Genomic DNA, 16526 nt, shown 5'->3' with positions numbered 1-16526 from the left:
TTGGATTGCGGACATTCTAATGGTTTTGCTGCGGTGCGGCTATCTGCGTGGCTCGTCTCATCCATCGGAGCCACGCATGCCTCCCGCCGTCCTTGCGCTCACCGCTGGTGCCTTCGGCATCGGCACCACCGAATTCATCATCATGGGCCTCTTGCTCCAGGTCGCCGCCGAGATGCATGTCTCGGTGCCGGTCGCGGGCCTGCTCATCTCCGGCTATGCGCTCGGCGTGTTCGTCGGCGCGCCGGTGCTGACGCTCGCCACACGGCGCATGCCGCGGAAGTCCGTGCTGCTGGCGCTGATGGCGATCTTCACGCTGGGCAATGCCGCCTGCGCACTGGCGCCGAACTACGAGCTGCTGATGGCGGCCCGCGTGCTGACATCGCTCGCCCACGGGACCTTCTTCGGCGTCGGGTCGGTGGTGGCGACGAGCCTCGTCGCCGAGGACAAGCGGGCCTCGGCGATTGCTACCATGTTCATCGGCCTCACGGTCGCGACACTGCTGGGTGTGCCCTTCGGCGCCTGGTTCGGCCTGGTGCTCGGCTGGCGCGCGGCGTTCTGGGCCGTGACGGTCATGGGCGTGATCGCCTTTGCTGTGGTCGCCGCGCTCGTGCCCGGCCATGTCGGCAACGGCGACAAGCCGGTCTCGCTTGCCGAGGAAGTCTCGGTGCTCGGCCGCCCGCAGGTGCTGCTCGGCCTTGCCATGACCGTGTTCGGCTTTGCCGGCCTGTTCGTCGTCTTCACCTATATCCAGCCGATCCTGACGCGTTTCACCGGCTTTTCGGAGGCCGCAGTCTCGCCGATCCTGCTGGTGTTCGGCGTCGGGCTCGCGATCGGCAACGTCGCCGGCGGCAAGCTCGCCGACCGTGGCCTCGCCGGCGCGCTGATCGGAACGCTCGCCGCGCTCGCCATGGTGCTTCTTGGCCTTGCCGCCGTGCTGTCGGTCAAGATCCCGGCGGTCGTGCTGATCCTGCTGCTGGGCATCGCCGCTTTTGCGACCGTCGCCCCGCTCCAGCTTCGCGTGCTGGAAGCGGCAGGCCCCAATGGCCGCACGCTCGCCTCCAGCCTCAACATCGCCGCGTTCAATCTTGGCAACGCCCTCGGTGCCTGGGCCGGCGGTGTCACCATCGATCGCGGGCTCGGCCTTTCGGCGCTCCCTCTGGTCGCATCCGGCATCACCGCTGTCGGTCTCGTGCTGGCGCTGTGGAGCCTCCGGCTGGACCGCGCGCAAGCCGCCGTTGCGGCTTGTCCGGCGGAATAGCGCAGCGGCGCGTTCGCGGACAATTCGCCGCGCCGCGCCATCGCGCCATGCAGAAAACGCACCTGTACACGTCCTTTCGCCATCCGTAACGTCTGCGACGCAATTTCAGGAGATGCGACGTGGCGAAGACGACGACCAAGAAGAAAGCGGCTTCGAAGAAACCGGCTAAGACCTCGAACAAGAAAGGCGCAAGCCGCAAGGGCATCGTTGCGAAGAAGGCAAAGAACGCCACGCGGCTCGAGCCGGCCTCATCGCGCCGTCCCAAGGGGCCGGCCTGGCAATGGTCGGCGGTCGAGACCGCGGCTGCCATCCGCTCCGGTGCAATCTCCGCCGTCGAGACGGTCGAAGCGCATCTCGAACGGATGCACGCCATCAATCCGAGGCTGAACGCCGTCGTCGTCGATCTCTCGGAAGAGGCGTTGAAGGCTGCGCATGCGGCCGACAGGCAGCGCGCCAAGGGCGGCGAGCTCGGCCTCCTGCATGGCGTGCCTGTAACCATCAAGGAGAATGTCGACTACGAAGGCCGACCAAATTTCAACGGCGTTCCTGCCAACGAGGACCTCATCGCGCCGTCGGATTCCCCCGTGGTGCGCAACTTGAAAAAGGCCGGCGCGATCGTCATCGGGCTCACCAATACGCCGGAATTCTCCTTCCGCGGCTTCACCGACAATCCTCTGCACGGGCTGACGCTGAACCCATGGGATCCGAACATCACCTGCGGCGGCTCCTCCGGCGGCGCTGGCTCGGCGGTCGCCGCCGGCATTGGCACCATCGCCCATGGCAACGACATCGGCGGCTCCTTGCGCTGGCCAGCGCATTGCAATGGCATTGCCACCATCAAGCCGACGCAGGGACGCATCCCCGCTTTTAACGGAAGCGCCACCGCGGAGCGGCCGATGCTGGCCCATCTGATGTCGGCGCAGGGGCCGCTCGCCCGTCACGTTGCCGACGTTCGCCTCGCACTGGAGGTGATGAGCCAACGCGATCCCCGCGATCCCTGGTGGGTGCCGGCGCCGCTGGCCGGGCCGAAGCCGAAGGGACCGATCAAGGTCGCGCTGGCAAAGATCCCCGATGACATGGACGTCGATCCGCAGGTCACCGCGGCGCTGCGCCAGGCCGCGGATCATCTCGAGCGGTCCGGCTATCGCGTCAGCGAGGTCGAGGTGCCCGACATCAACGGCGTCTGGCAGACCTGGTGCGACATCATCACCAACGAGACCGTGGTGATGCAGGAAGCCAGCATGCTGAAGGTCACCTCCGAGGATTTTCACAAGGCCTGGGGCGGCATGAAGACCAAGGCCAACGTGCTCGATCTCAAAGCCTGGATGCAGGCGACGGCCGCGCGCAATGGCCACATCCGCGCCTGGCAATTGTTCTTCGAGGAGTATCCGGTCGTGCTGGCGCCGACCACGGTGAAGCCGACGCCGGGCCCGCGCGAGGACACGGTCAGTCCCGAGCGCGTGCGCGAGATCTTCTGGGGCGAGATCCGCTTCATTTCCGCGATCAACGTGCTGGGCCTGCCCGGCGCAGTGGTGCCGGTGGCCCTCCACGACGGCAAGCCGATCGGCGTCCAGCTCATTGCCGGGCGCTATCGCGAGGATCTTGCGCTCGATGCTGCGGCCGCGATCGAGAAGCGCGCCGGCGTGCTCGCCCACAGGCTGTGGGAGCAGATGGCTTAGGTGTAGCCTGGCTATCGCCGCGTTGACCTGCCTTCTCCCCCAAAGGGGGAGAAGGCAAAAGTAACGCCGCTGTCGCAGCAAACCTCGTCAATTCGTTAATCCAGTTTAACCCGAATTCTGGCCACCTCGCCAACGAGCGTTAGGGTTACTTCCTCGATCTCTAGGCGAATTATTGTCCGCTTTACCACCCGCCTCTAACAGGAGGATGGCGGACAACGCACATGCCGTGAGGCCAATAAGTGCGGCCCGCCACACGCGGAGGTGGCACGATGCGCAACGAGACGATCGCTATTCACGCCGGCTACGAACCGGAAGCCACCACGCACGCCGTCGCCGTGCCGATCTACCAGACCGCGGCCTACGCCTTCGACAGCGCCGATCATGGCGCGGCGCTCTTTAATCTGGAGGCCGAGGGCTTTCGTTACAGCCGCATCGCCAATCCGACCAGCGCGGTGCTGGAGAAGCGCATCGCGCAGCTCGAAGGCGGCGTCGGCGCGCTCGCGGTTGCGACCGGCCAGGCGGCGCTGCACTTCGCCTTTGTCAATGTCGCCGATCACGGCGGCAACATCGTTTCCGTGCCGCAGCTCTACGGCACCACGCACACGCTGCTCTCGCACATCCTGCCGCGGCAGGGCATCACCGGCCGCTTCGCCGAGAGCGACAAGCTAGATGCGATCGAGAAGCTGATCGACGAGAATACCCGCGCCGTGTTCGCCGAGACCATCGGCAATCCTGCCGGTAATGTCTGCGACATCGAGGCGCTGGCGAAAATCGCACACGCGCATGGCGTGCCGCTGATCGTCGACAACACGGTCGCGACGCCCATTCTGCTTAAGCCGTTCGACTACGGCGCCGACATCGCCGTGCATTCGCTGACTAAGTTTTTGGGCGGCCACGGCACCACGCTCGGTGGCGCCATCGTTGATTCCGGAAACTTCCCGTGGGCGAAATACGCCGACCGTTTCCCGGCTTACAACAAGCCGGACGCGTCCTATCATGGCCTCGTCTATGCCGAGCGCTTTGGTAGGACCGCCTATATCGAGCGCGCGCGCAGCGTCTATCAGCGCACAATGGGCTCGGTGCTCTCGCCGTTCAACGCCTTCCTGCTGCTCCAGGGCATCGAGACCGTGGCGCTGCGCATGGAGCGCCACGTCGAGAACGCCCGCAAGGTCGCCGAATTCCTCCGTGGTGACCCGCGCGTCGCCTGGGTCAATTACACCGGATTCCCGGACAGCCCCTATTATCCGCTGGTGCAGAAATATCTGAACGGTAACGCCTCCTCGCTGTTCACCTTCGGCATCAAGGGCGGCATGGAAGCCGGCAAGACCTTCTACGATGCGCTGAAGCTGATCACGCGCCTCGTCAACATCGGCGATGCCAAGTCGCTCGCCTGCCATCCGGCCTCGACCACGCACCGGCAGATGTCGGTGGAGCAGCAGCGCACAGCTGGCGTGCTGCCCGAGACGATCCGCCTGTCGATCGGCATCGAGCATTCCGCCGACATCATCGAGGACATCGACCAGGCGCTGGAAAAGGCCTGCCCGTCGTCGCGCCTCCAGGCCGCGGAGTAGGCCAGGGCGCCGATGACGATCTTGATCGACAGGGATCAACTCATGTCGAGCCCGGCACTGGTGCCGGCCGGGGGTGATCTCGCGCTTGATCGGGGCGGCGCCGAGCTGACCATCGGGCTGATCAACAACATGCCGGACCCGGCGCTGAAGGCGACCGAGCGACAATTCATGAGGCTGCTCCAGGCCGCAGCGGGCCCGCGCCGCATCCGCTTCCACTGCTTCTCGCTTCCCAGCGTGAAACGCTCACCGGAAGCCAAGTGGCATGTCGAGAATGAATATTCCGATCTTGCGGATCTCAAGCGCCAGAGATTCAACGGGCTGATCGTGACCGGCGCCGAGCCGGTCGCGCCCGAGCTCGACCAGGAGCCGTACTGGCGCGACCTGACCGACCTCGTCGACTGGGCCAAGGTCAACACGCGCTCGACGATCTGGTCGTGCCTCGCCGCGCATGCGGCGGTGCTGCATCTCGACCGAATCGAACGACGGCGACTGCCGGCCAAATGTCACGGCATCTTCGACTGCGAAGCTGTGACGCATGATCCCCTGACGCGCGGTGCGCCTACGCCGCTCAAGGTCTCGCATTCGCGCCTGAACGAGATCGCCGAGGACGACCTCGTTCAGGCCGGATACCAGGTGCTGACACGTTCGGAGGAGGCTGGCGTCGATGTCTTCGTCCGCCAATATGCCAGCCGTTTCGTGTTCTTCCAGGGCCACCCGGAATACGATGCCTTATCGCTCCAGCGCGAATATCTGCGCGACATCGGCCGCTATCTCGCGCGTGAGCGCGAGACTTATCCGAACCTGCCCGTGAGTTATTTTGACGCAGCGACGGAAGAGAAGCTGGCCCGCTTCGAGAAGCAGGCGCGGCACCAGCGCCATCCGGCGCTCACCAACGAATTGCCTGCGCTGAATTTGCGCGCCGATATCGCCGCCGGCAGCGCCGCGGCGGCATTGTTCCGGAACTGGCTGCAATATCTCGGCGCGGATGCCGACGCGCCGGTCTCGGCGCGCTAGCCAAAGGATGTTGGTTTCGCGTTAGGATTACTTGAGCGTTAGGCTTGCCTCAACCAGCGCACGAATGTTTCAGTAGAGAAATACGAAATCGCAGGAAACGCAGTGTGTGGTCGGAACTCCAGGGACGCGTGAGCAATCGGCTGGCCCGGCATTTCCGCGCCGCGCCGCACCGGTTGCCTGCGCGCGCGCCGATGGTGAGCTTCACCTTCGACGATGCCCCCGATAGCGCCGCAGGCGAGGGTGCCGAACTCCTGGAGCAGCATGACGGCCGCGGCACGTTCTACCTCTCCGGCAGCTTGATCGATCAGCCGTCGGACCATTGGCATGGGCTGTCGAATGACGCGATCGTGCGGCTTCACCGGACCGGTCACGAGATTGCCTGCCACACCTTCTCGCACCAGTGCGCGGTCGATCTTGACGCGGCCGCCATGGCCCGCGAGATCGAGCGAAACCGCAACTATTTCCGCAGCATCGATTCCTCGATCGTGCTGCAGAACTTCGCCTATCCGTATGGCCTCGCCTCGGTCTGGCGCAAGCCGCAGCTCACAAGGGCCTACCGTTCGGCGCGCGGCATCCTTCCCGGCGTTAACAGCGACGTCATCGACCTCCAGTTCCTGCGCGCGTCGCCTTTGATCGATTGCGAGATCGATCTGGCTGGCATCGATCGCTATTTCGATGAGGCGGTCGAAAGCGGTGGGTGGCTGATCTTCTACGGCCACGACGTCGCCAACGCGCCGAGCCCCTTTGGCTGCACGCCGCAATTGATGCGCCATGCGCTGAAGGCGGCCCGGAAACGCAACATGCCGATCGTGACGGTCGCGGAAGCGTTGCGACGGATCGGGGTGTAGCTGCTCTCTTCCTTCTCCCCTTGACGGAAGAAGGTGGCGCGAAGCGCCGGATGAGGGGTTGTCTCGGCATAGTAGTCTCTATCGAATTCGCGGATAGAACCCCTCACCCGCCGAGCTTCGCTCGGCACCCTCTCCCGCAGGGGAGGGAAGACTGCCTTTGCCCCGCAAACGGCCTTGCCACGCCCGCGTCAGCATGCGACTGGCCTTGTGACGAATCCACGGCCTTGTTCCAGACACGCCCATGTCCTCCCCTTCCACCGCTCCACTGCCAGCGCCGGCCAACGGCCGCGATGCGTTGTCGGTGCTGCATTCGGTGTTCGGACTGCCGGGGTTCCGCGGCGCGCAGGGCGAGATCATCCGGCACGTGACGGATGGCGGCAATTGTCTGGTGCTGATGCCGACTGGCGGCGGCAAGTCGCTCTGCTATCAGCTCCCCTCACTGCTGCGCGAGGGCTGCGGCATCGTGGTCTCGCCGCTGATCGCGCTGATGCGCGACCAGGTCGCCGGCCTGATCGAAGCCGGCGTCAACGCGGCCGCGCTGAACTCGTCGCTGACCCCGCAGGAGGCCTCGGAGGTGGAGCGGCGCCTGATCGCGGGCGATCTCGACCTGCTCTATGTTGCGCCGGAACGGCTGGTGACGCCGCGCTGCCTGTCGATGCTGGCGCAGGCGAAGGTGGCGCTGTTCGCGATCGACGAAGCCCATTGCGTCTCGCAATGGGGCCACGATTTCCGGCCCGAATATGTCGGTCTGTCCATCATCGCCGAGCGCTTTCCCGACGTCCCCCGCATCGCGCTGACCGCGACCGCCGACGAGCTGACGCGCAAGGAGATCGTGGCGCGGCTTCAGCTAACAGGCGCCCCGCAATTCGTCTCCAGCTTCGACCGGCCCAACATCCGATACGAGATCGTCGACAAGCGCAATGCGGTCTCGCAGCTGAAGGAATTCATCCGCGAGCGTCACATGGGCGATGCCGGCGTGGTCTATTGCCTGTCCCGCAACCGCGTCGAGGAGGTCGCAGCCGCGCTTCAAGACGCCGGCATTGCCGCGCTGCCCTATCATGCCGGCCTCGATAGCAGCGTGCGTTCGCGGAACCAGGACCGCTTCCTCAACGAAGACGGCATCGTCATCGTTGCGACCATCGCGTTCGGCATGGGCATCGACAAGCCCGACGTGCGCTTCGTCGCCCATCTCGATCTGCCCAAGAGCATCGAGGCCTATTATCAGGAGACGGGACGCGCCGGCCGCGACGGCAAGCCGTCGGCCGCCTGGATGGCGTATGGCCTCTCGGACATCGTGCAGCAGCGCCGCATGATCGACGAATCGGCTGCGTCTGACGATTTCAAGCGGGTCTCGATCGGCAAGCTCGACGCGCTGGTCGGTCTTGCCGAGACGCCGCACTGCCGGCGCCGGCGGCTGCTCGCCTATTTCGGCGAGATCGTGATGGGTGAGAGTTGCGGTAATTGCGATAATTGCCTGACGCCGCCGAAGATGCGCGACGGCAAGGTGCTGGCGCAGAAGCTTTTGTCCTGCGTCTACCGCACCGGGCAACGTTTTGGCGCGATGCACCTGATCGACGTGCTGGTCGGGCGCCTGACCGAGAAGGTGACGCAGTTCGGCCACGACAAGCTGTCGGTGTTCGGCATCGGCCGCGAGCTCAACGAAAAGCAGTGGCGCACGGTGCTGCGGCAATTGGTGGCAATGGGGCATTTGCAGAGCGACAGCGAAGCATTCGGCGCGCTGAAGCTGACGGATTCTTCGCGCGGCGTGCTGCGCGGTGAAGCGGAGGTGTGGCTGCGCGAGGAAGCGCCCGGCACCCGCATCCGCTCGAGCCGGGCCAAATCGCGCCGCGGCGACCTCGCGCCCGCGGCGAGCGCGCCGCAAGGCGATGTCGATCCCGAATTGCGCGCGCGGCTGCGCTCCTGGCGTTCCGACATCGCCCGCGAGCGCGGCGTGCCCGCCTATGTCGTGCTGCACGATGCCACCATCGACGGCATCGTCCGGGCCTGGCCGACGACGCTGGACGAACTGCGCAACGTGCCCGGCATCGGCGACAAGAAGCTCGAGCACTACGGCGACGAGCTGCTGCAGATCATCAGGACGAGGTAGGGCGCGCGCCCTATCCCCGATCGTCATCCCGGACAAGCGCGTCTAAAGCGCGCGCAGATCCGGGATCCATACCGCGTGATTTGTCGATTGCCTTCGGTAGCAGTACCGAACTTCGAGTGTTCGCCAAACGAGGCGCGGTGGTTATGGGTCCCGGCCTTCGCTGGGACGACAACTGTGTATGAGGCGAGAGCTGAGCGCCTCACCCATTCCGGAACGCATACGCATACCCGTTCAGCGCAGGCGCGCCGCCGAGATGGGCGTAGAGGATCTTCGCGCCCTTCTCGAAATAGCTTTTCTTCGCAAGATCGATCAGGCCCTGCATCGACTTGCCCTCGTAGACGGGGTCGGTGATCATGCCTTCGAGACGCGCGGTGAGGCGGATCGCGTCCTTGGTTTCTTCCGACGGCACGCCATAGGCGGGATAGGCGTAGTCCTCGATCAGCACGACGTCATCGGCGACGAGCTCCTTGCCGAGCTCGACGAGCTTGGCCGTGTTCTGCGCGATCTCGAGCACCTGCGCCTTGGTCTGCGCCGGCGTAAAGGACGCGTCGATGCCGATGACCTTTCGCGCACGGCCGTCCGCCGCAAAGCCGACCAGCATGCCGGCATGGGTCGAGCCGGTGACGGTGCAGACGACGATGTAATCGAACTTGAAGCCGAGCTCTTTCTCCTGCTTGCGGACTTCCTCGGCGAAGCCGACATAGCCGAGGCCGCCGAATTTGTGCACGGAGGCGCCGGCGGGAATCGCGTAAGGCTTGCCGCCGGCCGCCTTCACCTCTTCGATCGCCTGCTCCCAGCTCTTGCGGATGCCAATGTCGAAGCCGTCATCGACCAGGCGCACGTCGGCGCCCATGATGCGCGAGAGCATGATGTTGCCGACGCGGTCATAGACCGCGTCCTCGTGCGGCACCCAGGCTTCCTGCACCAGACGGCACTTCATGCCGAGCTTGGCGGCGACCGCCGCGATCATGCGGGTGTGGTTGGATTGCACGCCGCCGATCGACACCAGCGTGTCGGCGTTGGACGCGATCGCGTCCGGAATGATGTATTCGAGCTTGCGCAGCTTGTTGCCGCCATAGGCAAGGCCCGAATTGCAGTCCTCACGCTTGGCATAGACCTCGACCTGGCCGCCGAGATGTTTTGACAACCGCTCCAGCTTCTCGATCGGCGTCGGGCCGAAGGTGAGCGGATAGCGCGCGAATTTTTCCAGCATCATGGGTCATCCCGATTGGCGTTGGTGTTTCGCGGCTGCCTAGCATCGCCCGAGGAAAATGTGCTCTCGATATTGCGATCATATCGCGCCTATTCTTGCGCAATGGCCGGCCAGTGCTAATAATTCTTCCAAGAAAACGCTGTATCATGGAAGCTTCTTTCATGGCCACTCGGCTCGATCGCACCGACCTTAAGATCTTGAGATTGCTGCAAAATAACGGACGGCTCAGCAATGCCGAGCTGGCCGAAACCGTCGCAATCAGCCCCGCCACCTGCCATCGCCGCACCCAGCGCCTGTTCGAGGACGGCTTCATTGTCGCCGTGCGCGCCATGGTGGCGCCGAAGAAAGTGGCAAAGGGCACGCTGGTGATGGTCGGCGTCGTGCTCGATCGCTCCACCCCGGAGAGCTTTGCCACCTTCGAACAGGCGATTGCGAAGTTGAAATTCGTGCTCGACTGCCACCTCGTCGCCGGCGACTTCGACTATTTCCTCAAGATCCGGGTCGGCGACATGGAGGACTTCAACCGCATCCACGGCGAGCAGCTCATCGCGCTGCCCGGCGTGCGCCAGACCCGCACCTTCTTCGTGATGAAGGAGGTCGTCGACAACGCGCCGCTGGAGTTTTGAACGGTCAGACCTCGCAATGCGTCGATCAGGGACGTCGTCACAGCAACTTCACTTGCCTTGCACAGGCTTGCCGGTGACGGTTGCGTCCTCTCAACGAGGAGACCTCACCGTGCGCCTTCCCATTCTCGATCCCAAGGATCTGACCGACGAACAGAAGCCGCTCTATGACGACATGCGAGCCGGCATCAAGGACCACTTCAAGGGTTTTGTGAACATGCGCGAGGACGGCGCGCTGCTCGGCCCCTGGAATCCCTGGATCCGCGAGCCGCGCTTCGGCAAGCCGGTGTGGGAGCTGGTCAAGGCGATCGCGTCGAACCCGCTGCTGCCGGCGCCGGTGCGCGAGGTCGCCATCCTCGTCACCGGCTCGCATTTCCGTTCCGGCTACGAGCTCTACGCCCATGTGCTGGTCGCCGAGCAGCGCGGCCTGTCGGACGAGAAGCTCGCGACCATCGTCGCCGGACAGCGGCCGGTCGATCTCACCAGGCAGGAGGCCGTCGCCTATGACGTGGCGTCCGCGCTGGTCGGCGGCGGCGTTCTGCCGGAATTGACCTGGCGCGCCGCCGTGAAGGAGTTTGGCGAGCACGGCGCGGCCGAACTCTCCTACCTCGTCGGCGTTTACTGCATGGTCTCGGTCACGCTCAACACGTTCGACGTGCCGGTGCCGGACTAGCTTGCCACATTTGCGCTTCTGGACCGGGCGGAAGCGGAGCGCTACCTTGTCGCACGCATTCTCCGCTCATGATTGCAAGCGCAAGAGAAACAAGACAGGGCAACAGGAAATGACAGCCATGAAAACGTCACGCCGCATCTTGCTCACTGGACTGGCGGGGCTCGTCGTCGCCCCGACCGCAGCGGTAGCCGCCGCGCCGCAGCTTGCCACGGACGACGCCACCGTTGCCGAAGAGCGCTTTGCGCGCATGATTGCAGCAGCCCATGCGCCTGACGTTGCTGGTGCGCGCCAGGCCGAGCGTTATGCGAACGCGCATTGGCCTGAGTACGTGACCGCGGCGCGTGCGGTGATCGGCGCAAGGGCGTGATGCTGCTTTCTTCGTCCACAACGGGATGAGGAGAAAGACCTCACCTCGCAACCGCGCGCCTGACCTGCTCGCCGATCTGCGATAGCACGAGCTGCGCCTGCGGCAGGATCGCGCCCATGGCGTGGAAATTGTGGACCATGCCGTCGTGGCAGACATGCTCGACGACGACGCCTGCGGCGAGCAGTTTGCGGGCATAGGCATTGCCTTCGTCGCGCATCGGATCGAACTCGGCGGTGTGGATGATCGCCGTCGGCAGGCCTGTGAGCCGCGTCGCGCGCAGGGGTGAGATGCGGGGACTGGCGGCATTCAGGCCGCCAGGCAGATAGTCGGCGAGATCGGCTTCGATGGTGGCGCGGTCGATCAGATGACCCTCGGCGAATTCCTCGCGCGAAGGCGAGGTCTCTTCGAAATCCAGCACCGGGCAAATCAGGCATTGCGCGACGATGGAGAGGCTTGCGTTCTGAACCGCCTCCTGGCACACGATCGCAGCCAGCGTGGCGCCGGCAGAATCGCCGCCGACCACCAGCCGTTCGGCGTCGATGCCGAGTGTTGGTGCTTCGCGCGCGACCCACTCGGTGGCGGCAACCGCGTCGTCGACCGCGGCGGGAAATTTGTGCTCGGGCGCGAGCCGGTAGTCGACCGAGACGAGGCGGCAGCCGGTCGCATGCGCCAGCGCTGCCGCGATGCGGTCATGCGTGGCAATGCTGCCGGCGACGAGGCCGCCGCCGTGAAAGAACACGAAGCCCGGCGCGCGTCCACCGGCGCTTGCGGGCGAATAGAGGCGATAGGGCAGCTCGCCGCCAGGGCCGGACAGCATGCCGTCGGACGTCATCACATCCGGCGCATCAGCTCGCGCGAACTGCATCAGCTTGGTCAGTGACTGCCGCCGTGCATTCACGCTCGGCCGGCTTCGTGCCTGCGGCGCGGCGGCAGCCATCATGGTCAACAAGCGCTTTGCGAGTGGATCGAGCGGCATGGATCTCTCGTTCTCCCACAAGGGAAGAGGGTAACTCACCATCTTCCCGCAGGGAATCATTTAGAAATTATGACCAATAGTGCCGCTATAATGCGGCATCACGCCAAGGAGAGGCCGGTCATGGCCGAGATCAAGAAGCCCATCGAATATTCGCCGAGCTGGACCTTCTTCGAGGGCAAATGGCACGACGGCAATGTGCCGATCATGGGCCCGCGCACGCATGCGGCCTGGCTCGGCTCGATCGTATTCGACGGCGCGCGCGCGTTCGAGGGTGTGGCGCCCGATCTCGACCGCCACGTCGCCCGCGCCAATCAATCGGCGGTCAATTTTGGCCTGAAGCCGGTGGTCGATACCGACACCTGGCTCACGCTCGCGCGCGAGGGCATTGCGCGCTTTGCGGCCAATGCCGAGCTCTATGTCCGTCCGATGTATTGGGCGCAGAACGGCTCGGGCGGCGGCGTGCTGTTCGACCCCGAGACCACCAATTGGTGCCTGTGCATCTACGAGGCGCCGATGCCAAAACCCGTCGGCAACGCCATCACGCTGTCGCCGTTCCGCAGGCCCACCGCCGAATGCGCCCCGGTCGAGGCCAAGGCCGCCTGCCTCTATCCGAACAATTCGCGCGCGCTCGCCGAGGCCGCCTCGCGCGGCTTTCAGAACGCGTTGATGCTCGACATGCTCGGCAACGTCGCCGAGTTCGGCAATTCCAACGTGTTCATGGCCAAGGACGGTGTGGTCTACACGCCGGTGCCCAACGGCACGTTCCTCAACGGCATCACGCGCCAGCGCGTCATCAGCCTGCTTCGCGGCGACGGCATCACCGTGGTCGAGAAGACGCTGCGCTATGCCGATTTCCTCGCCGCCGACGAGATCTTTTCATCCGGCAATTTCGCCAAGGTCGCGCCGGTTGTCCGCATCGACGAGCGTGAGCTGAAGCCGGGCCCGTTCTACACCCGGGCGCGAAAACTCTATTGGGATTTTGCGCATGCGGTGAAGCTGGCGGCTTGAGCTGCGAGCTCCGTCATTGCGAGCGCAGCGAAGCAATCCAGAATCTTACCGCGGACGCAGTCTGGATTGCTTCGCTGCGCTCGCAATGACGAATTGCGGAAGCACCGCGAAGCTACGGGCCGGAGCGTGCGCGGGGCCACACCTTAAGCAGCCCGTCGCCGAAACCGGCTGAACTGAAACGCCTGCGTCGAATCCCACGGCGTGCGATGCGTCTCGCGGCGCGTTTCGATCAGTTCGAACTCCGCCCCCAACTCCGCCAAAAGGCTCGCGCTGTCATGGCGCTGCACTGGCAGACCGCTGCATTTCTCCGGGCCGTCGGGCGCGAACGTCGCGATGATGACGTGACCGCCAGGCGCAAGTGCTGACCGCAGGCGCTCGACATAGGCGGCTCTGTCGCGGGATTCGGTCAGGAAGTGAAATGCCGCACGATCGTGCCATAGATCGTATGTCTTTGCCGGGCGCCATGTCGTGGCGTCGGCAACGATCCACTCGACCGCTGACGCGGCGGCGCCGAGTCGCTTCTTCGCTACGTCAAGCGCGTTGCTGGAGAGATCCAGCACGGCGACGTTGCGATGTCCGTCCTGCAACAGAGCATCGACGAGCCGCGATGCGCCGCCGCCAATGTCGATGATGGCGGCCTCGGGGTCTAGGTTTGCTGCTCTGATCATCGCGAGCGAGGTCGTTGGGCTGCTCTGAAACCAGCTGACCTCGGCCTCGCCCTTGGTGGCGTAGACGTTGTCCCAATGCGCGCTTCGATCGGACATGGCGGCATGCCTCTCCAGCGTCGTCCTGGCGAAAGTCAGGACCCATTATCACCACTCGATATTGTGGTCGCAATTTATGGCCTCAGCCCGCATCAACAACCACCGCCTCGGAGTATGGGTCCTGACCTTCGCCAGGACGACATTGGGAAGCAGTCGGTCAAAGCGGCCGATCGTCCGCCCGTGGCACGGCGGGTTGGCGCCAATGAGAGGACCTACTCGTCCTTCTTCGACATCCGCTCGAGGCGTTCCTGCATTTCCTTCATCTGCTGGCGCAGATCGTCGATGTTGCTGTCCTTCGGCGCCTCGGCATTTGCATCGGGCTCTGGCTCCGCGCTGGCCGCGGGGCGGCGAAGGGCTTGAACATCGAGAAGGTCTGCTGGAATAGCTCCATGTTGCGGCGGACCTGCTCCTCGAGCGGAGCAAAGGGTGTGCCGGACAGCGTGTTGGCGATCTGCTTACGGAACTTCTCCTGCTCCTGGGTCAGGGTCGCGATCGACTGTTCCAGATATTTCGGCACCACCATCTGCATGCTGTCGCCGTAGAAGCGGATGAGCTGGCGCAGGAAGGTGGTCGGGAGCAGGTTCTGGCCGGCCTTGTTCTCCTGCTCGAAGATGATCTGGGCGAGCACGGAGCGGGTGATGTCGTCGCCGGTCTTGGCGTCGTAGACCAGGAAATCCTCGCCGTCCTTGACCATGGCGGCAAGGTCCTCGAGCGTCACATAAGTGCTCGTTCCGGTATTATAGAGCCGGCGGTTCGCGTATTTCTTGATGGTGGTGGGTTGGTCTGATTTCGCCATGGGCTCTCACTTGCAAGCGCGGAGAACAGGAACCCGGCGGGCAATGCCGCAGGGCGGGAAGAGTACGCAACGCAACAAAATAAGCATTTTCAAAGGGGTCACGCTACCGTTTTGTGCGCCACGGTTAATCGGGCAGCAAAAACGTGCTTGCGAAAGCGCCAAGAACACTATTTTGAATGCGCTGCGGCATGAATTCGGTCTCCGGCCGATTGACATGCCGCAACGACGTTAACAGGATGCCGTCCGAGACTGGCGAGCCGTTTTCCCAGCCCCGCCTGCCCCCAATCAACCTCAGGAGATGCCCATGTCAGACGATGTCGTCATCGTCAGCGCCGCCCGCACCCCGGTCGGAAGCTTCAACGGAGCGTTCGCGACCCTTCCCGCCCATGATCTCGGCGCCATCGCCATCAAGGCGGCGCTGGAGCGCGGTGGCATCGAGCCCGGCCGCGTCTCGGAAGTCATCATGGGTCAGATTCTGACCGCCGCTCAGGGCCAGAACCCGGCCCGCCAAGCCTCGATCGGCGCCGGCATTCCGGTGGAGAGCCCGGCCTGGGGCGTCAACCAGCTCTGCGGCTCCGGCCTGCGCACCGTCGCGCTCGGCTACCAGGCGCTGCTCAACGGCGATTCCGAGATCGTGGTCGCCGGCGGACAGGAGTCCATGAGCATGGCCCCGCACGCCCAGCACCTGCGCGGCGGCGTCAAGATGGGCGGCCTCGAATTGGTCGACACCATGATCAAGGACGGCCTGTGGGATGCCTTCAACGGCTATCACATGGGCAACACCGCTGAGAACGTCGCGCGGCAGTGGCAGATCACCCGCGCCCAGCAGGACGAGTTCGCGGTCGCCTCGCAGCAGAAGGCCGAGGCCGCGCAGAAGGCCGGCAGGTTCAACGACGAGATCGTTCCCGTCACCATCAAGACCCGCAAGGGCGACGTCGTCGTCAGCGCCGACGAATATCCGCGCCATGGCGCGACGCTCGACGGGATGGCCAAGCTCAAGCCGGCCTTCGAGAAGGACGGCACGGTCACCGCGGGTTCGGCTTCCGGTATCAATGACGGCGCTGCCGCCGTGGTGCTCATGACCGCGAAGCAGGCCGCCAAGGAAGGCAAGAAGCCGCTTGCGCGCATCGCGTCGTGGGCGCAGGCCGGCGTCGATCCGAAGATCATGGGCTCGGGCCCGATCCCGGCTTCGCGCGCCGCGCTGAAGAAGGCCGGCTGGAGTGTCGGCGATCTCGACCTGATCGAGGCCAACGAAGCTTTTGCGGCGCAGGCCTGCGCCGTCAACAAGGACCTCGGCTGGGACACGTCCAAGGTCAACGTCAATGGCGGCGCGATCGCAATCGGCCATCCGATCGGTGCATCCGGCGCGCGTGTGCTGGTGACGCTGCTGCATGAAATGCAGAAGCGCGATTCGAAGAAGGGCCTCGCCACGCTGTGCATCGGCGGCGGCATGGGCATCGCGATGTGTCTGGCACGCGACTGAGGAAAGCCTGACATGTAACTGACGCGTGCGCTGCACACGCGACTGAGTGCGTTGCACGCGATTAAAAAGGCGGCGGTTGCAAATCAAATATTCTTCGCAACTGCGCACGCCTCGACTAAAGAGAAACGCCCGGCTCATGCCGGGCG

At 64.6% G+C, this 16526-nt stretch carries 14 protein-coding genes and 1 pseudogene; 11 read left to right on the top strand and 4 right to left on the bottom strand.

Going from position 1 to position 16526, the window contains the following annotated elements:
• Window positions 1–76: 76 nt before the first annotated feature.
• The 6 genes from LRP30_RS43330 to recQ all read left to right on the top strand — a co-directional run bounded on the left by LRP30_RS43330 (window position 77) and on the right by recQ (window position 8477).
• The gene (locus tag LRP30_RS43330) at window positions 77–1258 is read left to right on the top strand and encodes an MFS transporter (RefSeq protein WP_249758787.1); all 1182 of its coding nucleotides are present in this window, start codon (window positions 77–79) and stop codon (window positions 1256–1258) included.
• Window positions 1259–1377: 119 nt separating this feature from the next.
• Window positions 1378–2937, top strand: a complete 1560-nt coding sequence (locus tag LRP30_RS43325; protein ID WP_249758786.1) for an amidase family protein — start codon at window positions 1378–1380, stop codon at window positions 2935–2937.
• Window positions 2938–3206: 269 nt separating this feature from the next.
• Window positions 3207–4508 (top strand): O-acetylhomoserine aminocarboxypropyltransferase/cysteine synthase family protein, encoded by a 1302-nt coding sequence (locus LRP30_RS43320; RefSeq protein ID WP_249758785.1) that lies wholly within the window; start codon window positions 3207–3209, stop codon window positions 4506–4508.
• 12 nt (window positions 4509–4520) lie between these two features.
• Window positions 4521–5522 carry a homoserine O-succinyltransferase gene (locus tag LRP30_RS43315; RefSeq protein ID WP_249758784.1) on the top strand — a complete coding sequence of 334 codons (1002 nt, stop codon included), beginning with the start codon at window positions 4521–4523 and terminating at the stop codon, window positions 5520–5522.
• A gap of 104 nt (window positions 5523–5626) precedes the next feature.
• Entirely contained in the window at window positions 5627–6370 is a 744-nt protein-coding gene (locus LRP30_RS43310; protein WP_128930274.1) for a polysaccharide deacetylase family protein, read from the top strand.
• 241 nt (window positions 6371–6611) lie between these two features.
• On the top strand, window positions 6612–8477 hold the full coding sequence (gene recQ / locus LRP30_RS43305) for a DNA helicase RecQ (protein ID WP_249758783.1): 1866 nt from the start codon (window positions 6612–6614) through the stop codon (window positions 8475–8477).
• 199 nt (window positions 8478–8676) lie between these two features.
• Here recQ and LRP30_RS43300 read toward each other — a convergent pair whose 3' ends face one another.
• Window positions 8677–9690 (bottom strand): 1-aminocyclopropane-1-carboxylate deaminase, encoded by a 1014-nt coding sequence (locus LRP30_RS43300; protein WP_249761962.1) that lies wholly within the window; start codon window positions 9688–9690, stop codon window positions 8677–8679.
• Window positions 9691–9851: 161 nt separating this feature from the next.
• On the opposite strand from LRP30_RS43300, the gene LRP30_RS43295 reads away from it, so the two are divergent.
• The 3 genes from LRP30_RS43295 (at window position 9852) to LRP30_RS43285 (ending at window position 11353) form a co-directional block, all read left to right on the top strand.
• The gene (locus LRP30_RS43295; protein ID WP_249758782.1) at window positions 9852–10316 is read left to right on the top strand and encodes an Lrp/AsnC family transcriptional regulator; all 465 of its coding nucleotides are present in this window, start codon (window positions 9852–9854) and stop codon (window positions 10314–10316) included.
• A gap of 109 nt (window positions 10317–10425) precedes the next feature.
• Window positions 10426–10986, top strand: coding sequence for a carboxymuconolactone decarboxylase family protein (locus tag LRP30_RS43290; RefSeq protein WP_164934775.1), 561 nt, complete (start codon window positions 10426–10428; stop codon window positions 10984–10986).
• Between the two features lie 118 nt (window positions 10987–11104).
• Window positions 11105–11353 carry a hypothetical protein gene (locus LRP30_RS43285; RefSeq protein ID WP_249758781.1) on the top strand — a complete coding sequence of 83 codons (249 nt, stop codon included), beginning with the start codon at window positions 11105–11107 and terminating at the stop codon, window positions 11351–11353.
• A gap of 40 nt (window positions 11354–11393) precedes the next feature.
• Here LRP30_RS43285 and LRP30_RS43280 read toward each other — a convergent pair whose 3' ends face one another.
• Entirely contained in the window at window positions 11394–12329 is a 936-nt protein-coding gene (locus LRP30_RS43280) for an alpha/beta hydrolase (protein WP_249758780.1), read from the bottom strand.
• A 120-nt stretch (window positions 12330–12449) separates the two neighbouring features.
• On the opposite strand from LRP30_RS43280, the gene LRP30_RS43275 reads away from it, so the two are divergent.
• Window positions 12450–13337: a branched-chain amino acid aminotransferase gene (locus LRP30_RS43275; RefSeq protein ID WP_164940673.1), complete on the top strand. Its 888-nt coding sequence runs from the start codon at window positions 12450–12452 to the stop codon at window positions 13335–13337.
• 143 nt (window positions 13338–13480) lie between these two features.
• Here the strand turns inward: LRP30_RS43275 and LRP30_RS43270 are convergent, their stop codons facing one another.
• Together LRP30_RS43270 and phaR are read right to left on the bottom strand one after the other, a co-directional pair.
• Window positions 13481–14101, bottom strand: coding sequence for a class I SAM-dependent methyltransferase (locus LRP30_RS43270; protein WP_249758779.1), 621 nt, complete (start codon window positions 14099–14101; stop codon window positions 13481–13483).
• A 212-nt stretch (window positions 14102–14313) separates the two neighbouring features.
• A pseudogene (gene phaR / locus LRP30_RS43265) lies at window positions 14314–14897 on the bottom strand (polyhydroxyalkanoate synthesis repressor PhaR).
• A gap of 304 nt (window positions 14898–15201) precedes the next feature.
• Between phaR and LRP30_RS43260 the strand changes: the two are divergent.
• Window positions 15202–16380 (top strand): acetyl-CoA C-acetyltransferase, encoded by a 1179-nt coding sequence (locus LRP30_RS43260; RefSeq protein ID WP_249758778.1) that lies wholly within the window; start codon window positions 15202–15204, stop codon window positions 16378–16380.
• The last annotated feature ends 146 nt before the right edge of the window (window positions 16381–16526 follow it).

The organism is Bradyrhizobium sp. C-145, from assembly GCF_023375135.1.
Taxonomy (GTDB): Bacteria; Pseudomonadota; Alphaproteobacteria; order Rhizobiales; family Xanthobacteraceae; genus Bradyrhizobium; species Bradyrhizobium zhanjiangense.
The sequence above is the reverse complement of the archived record's forward strand: the minus strand, read 5'-3'. Positions and strand labels throughout refer to the sequence as shown.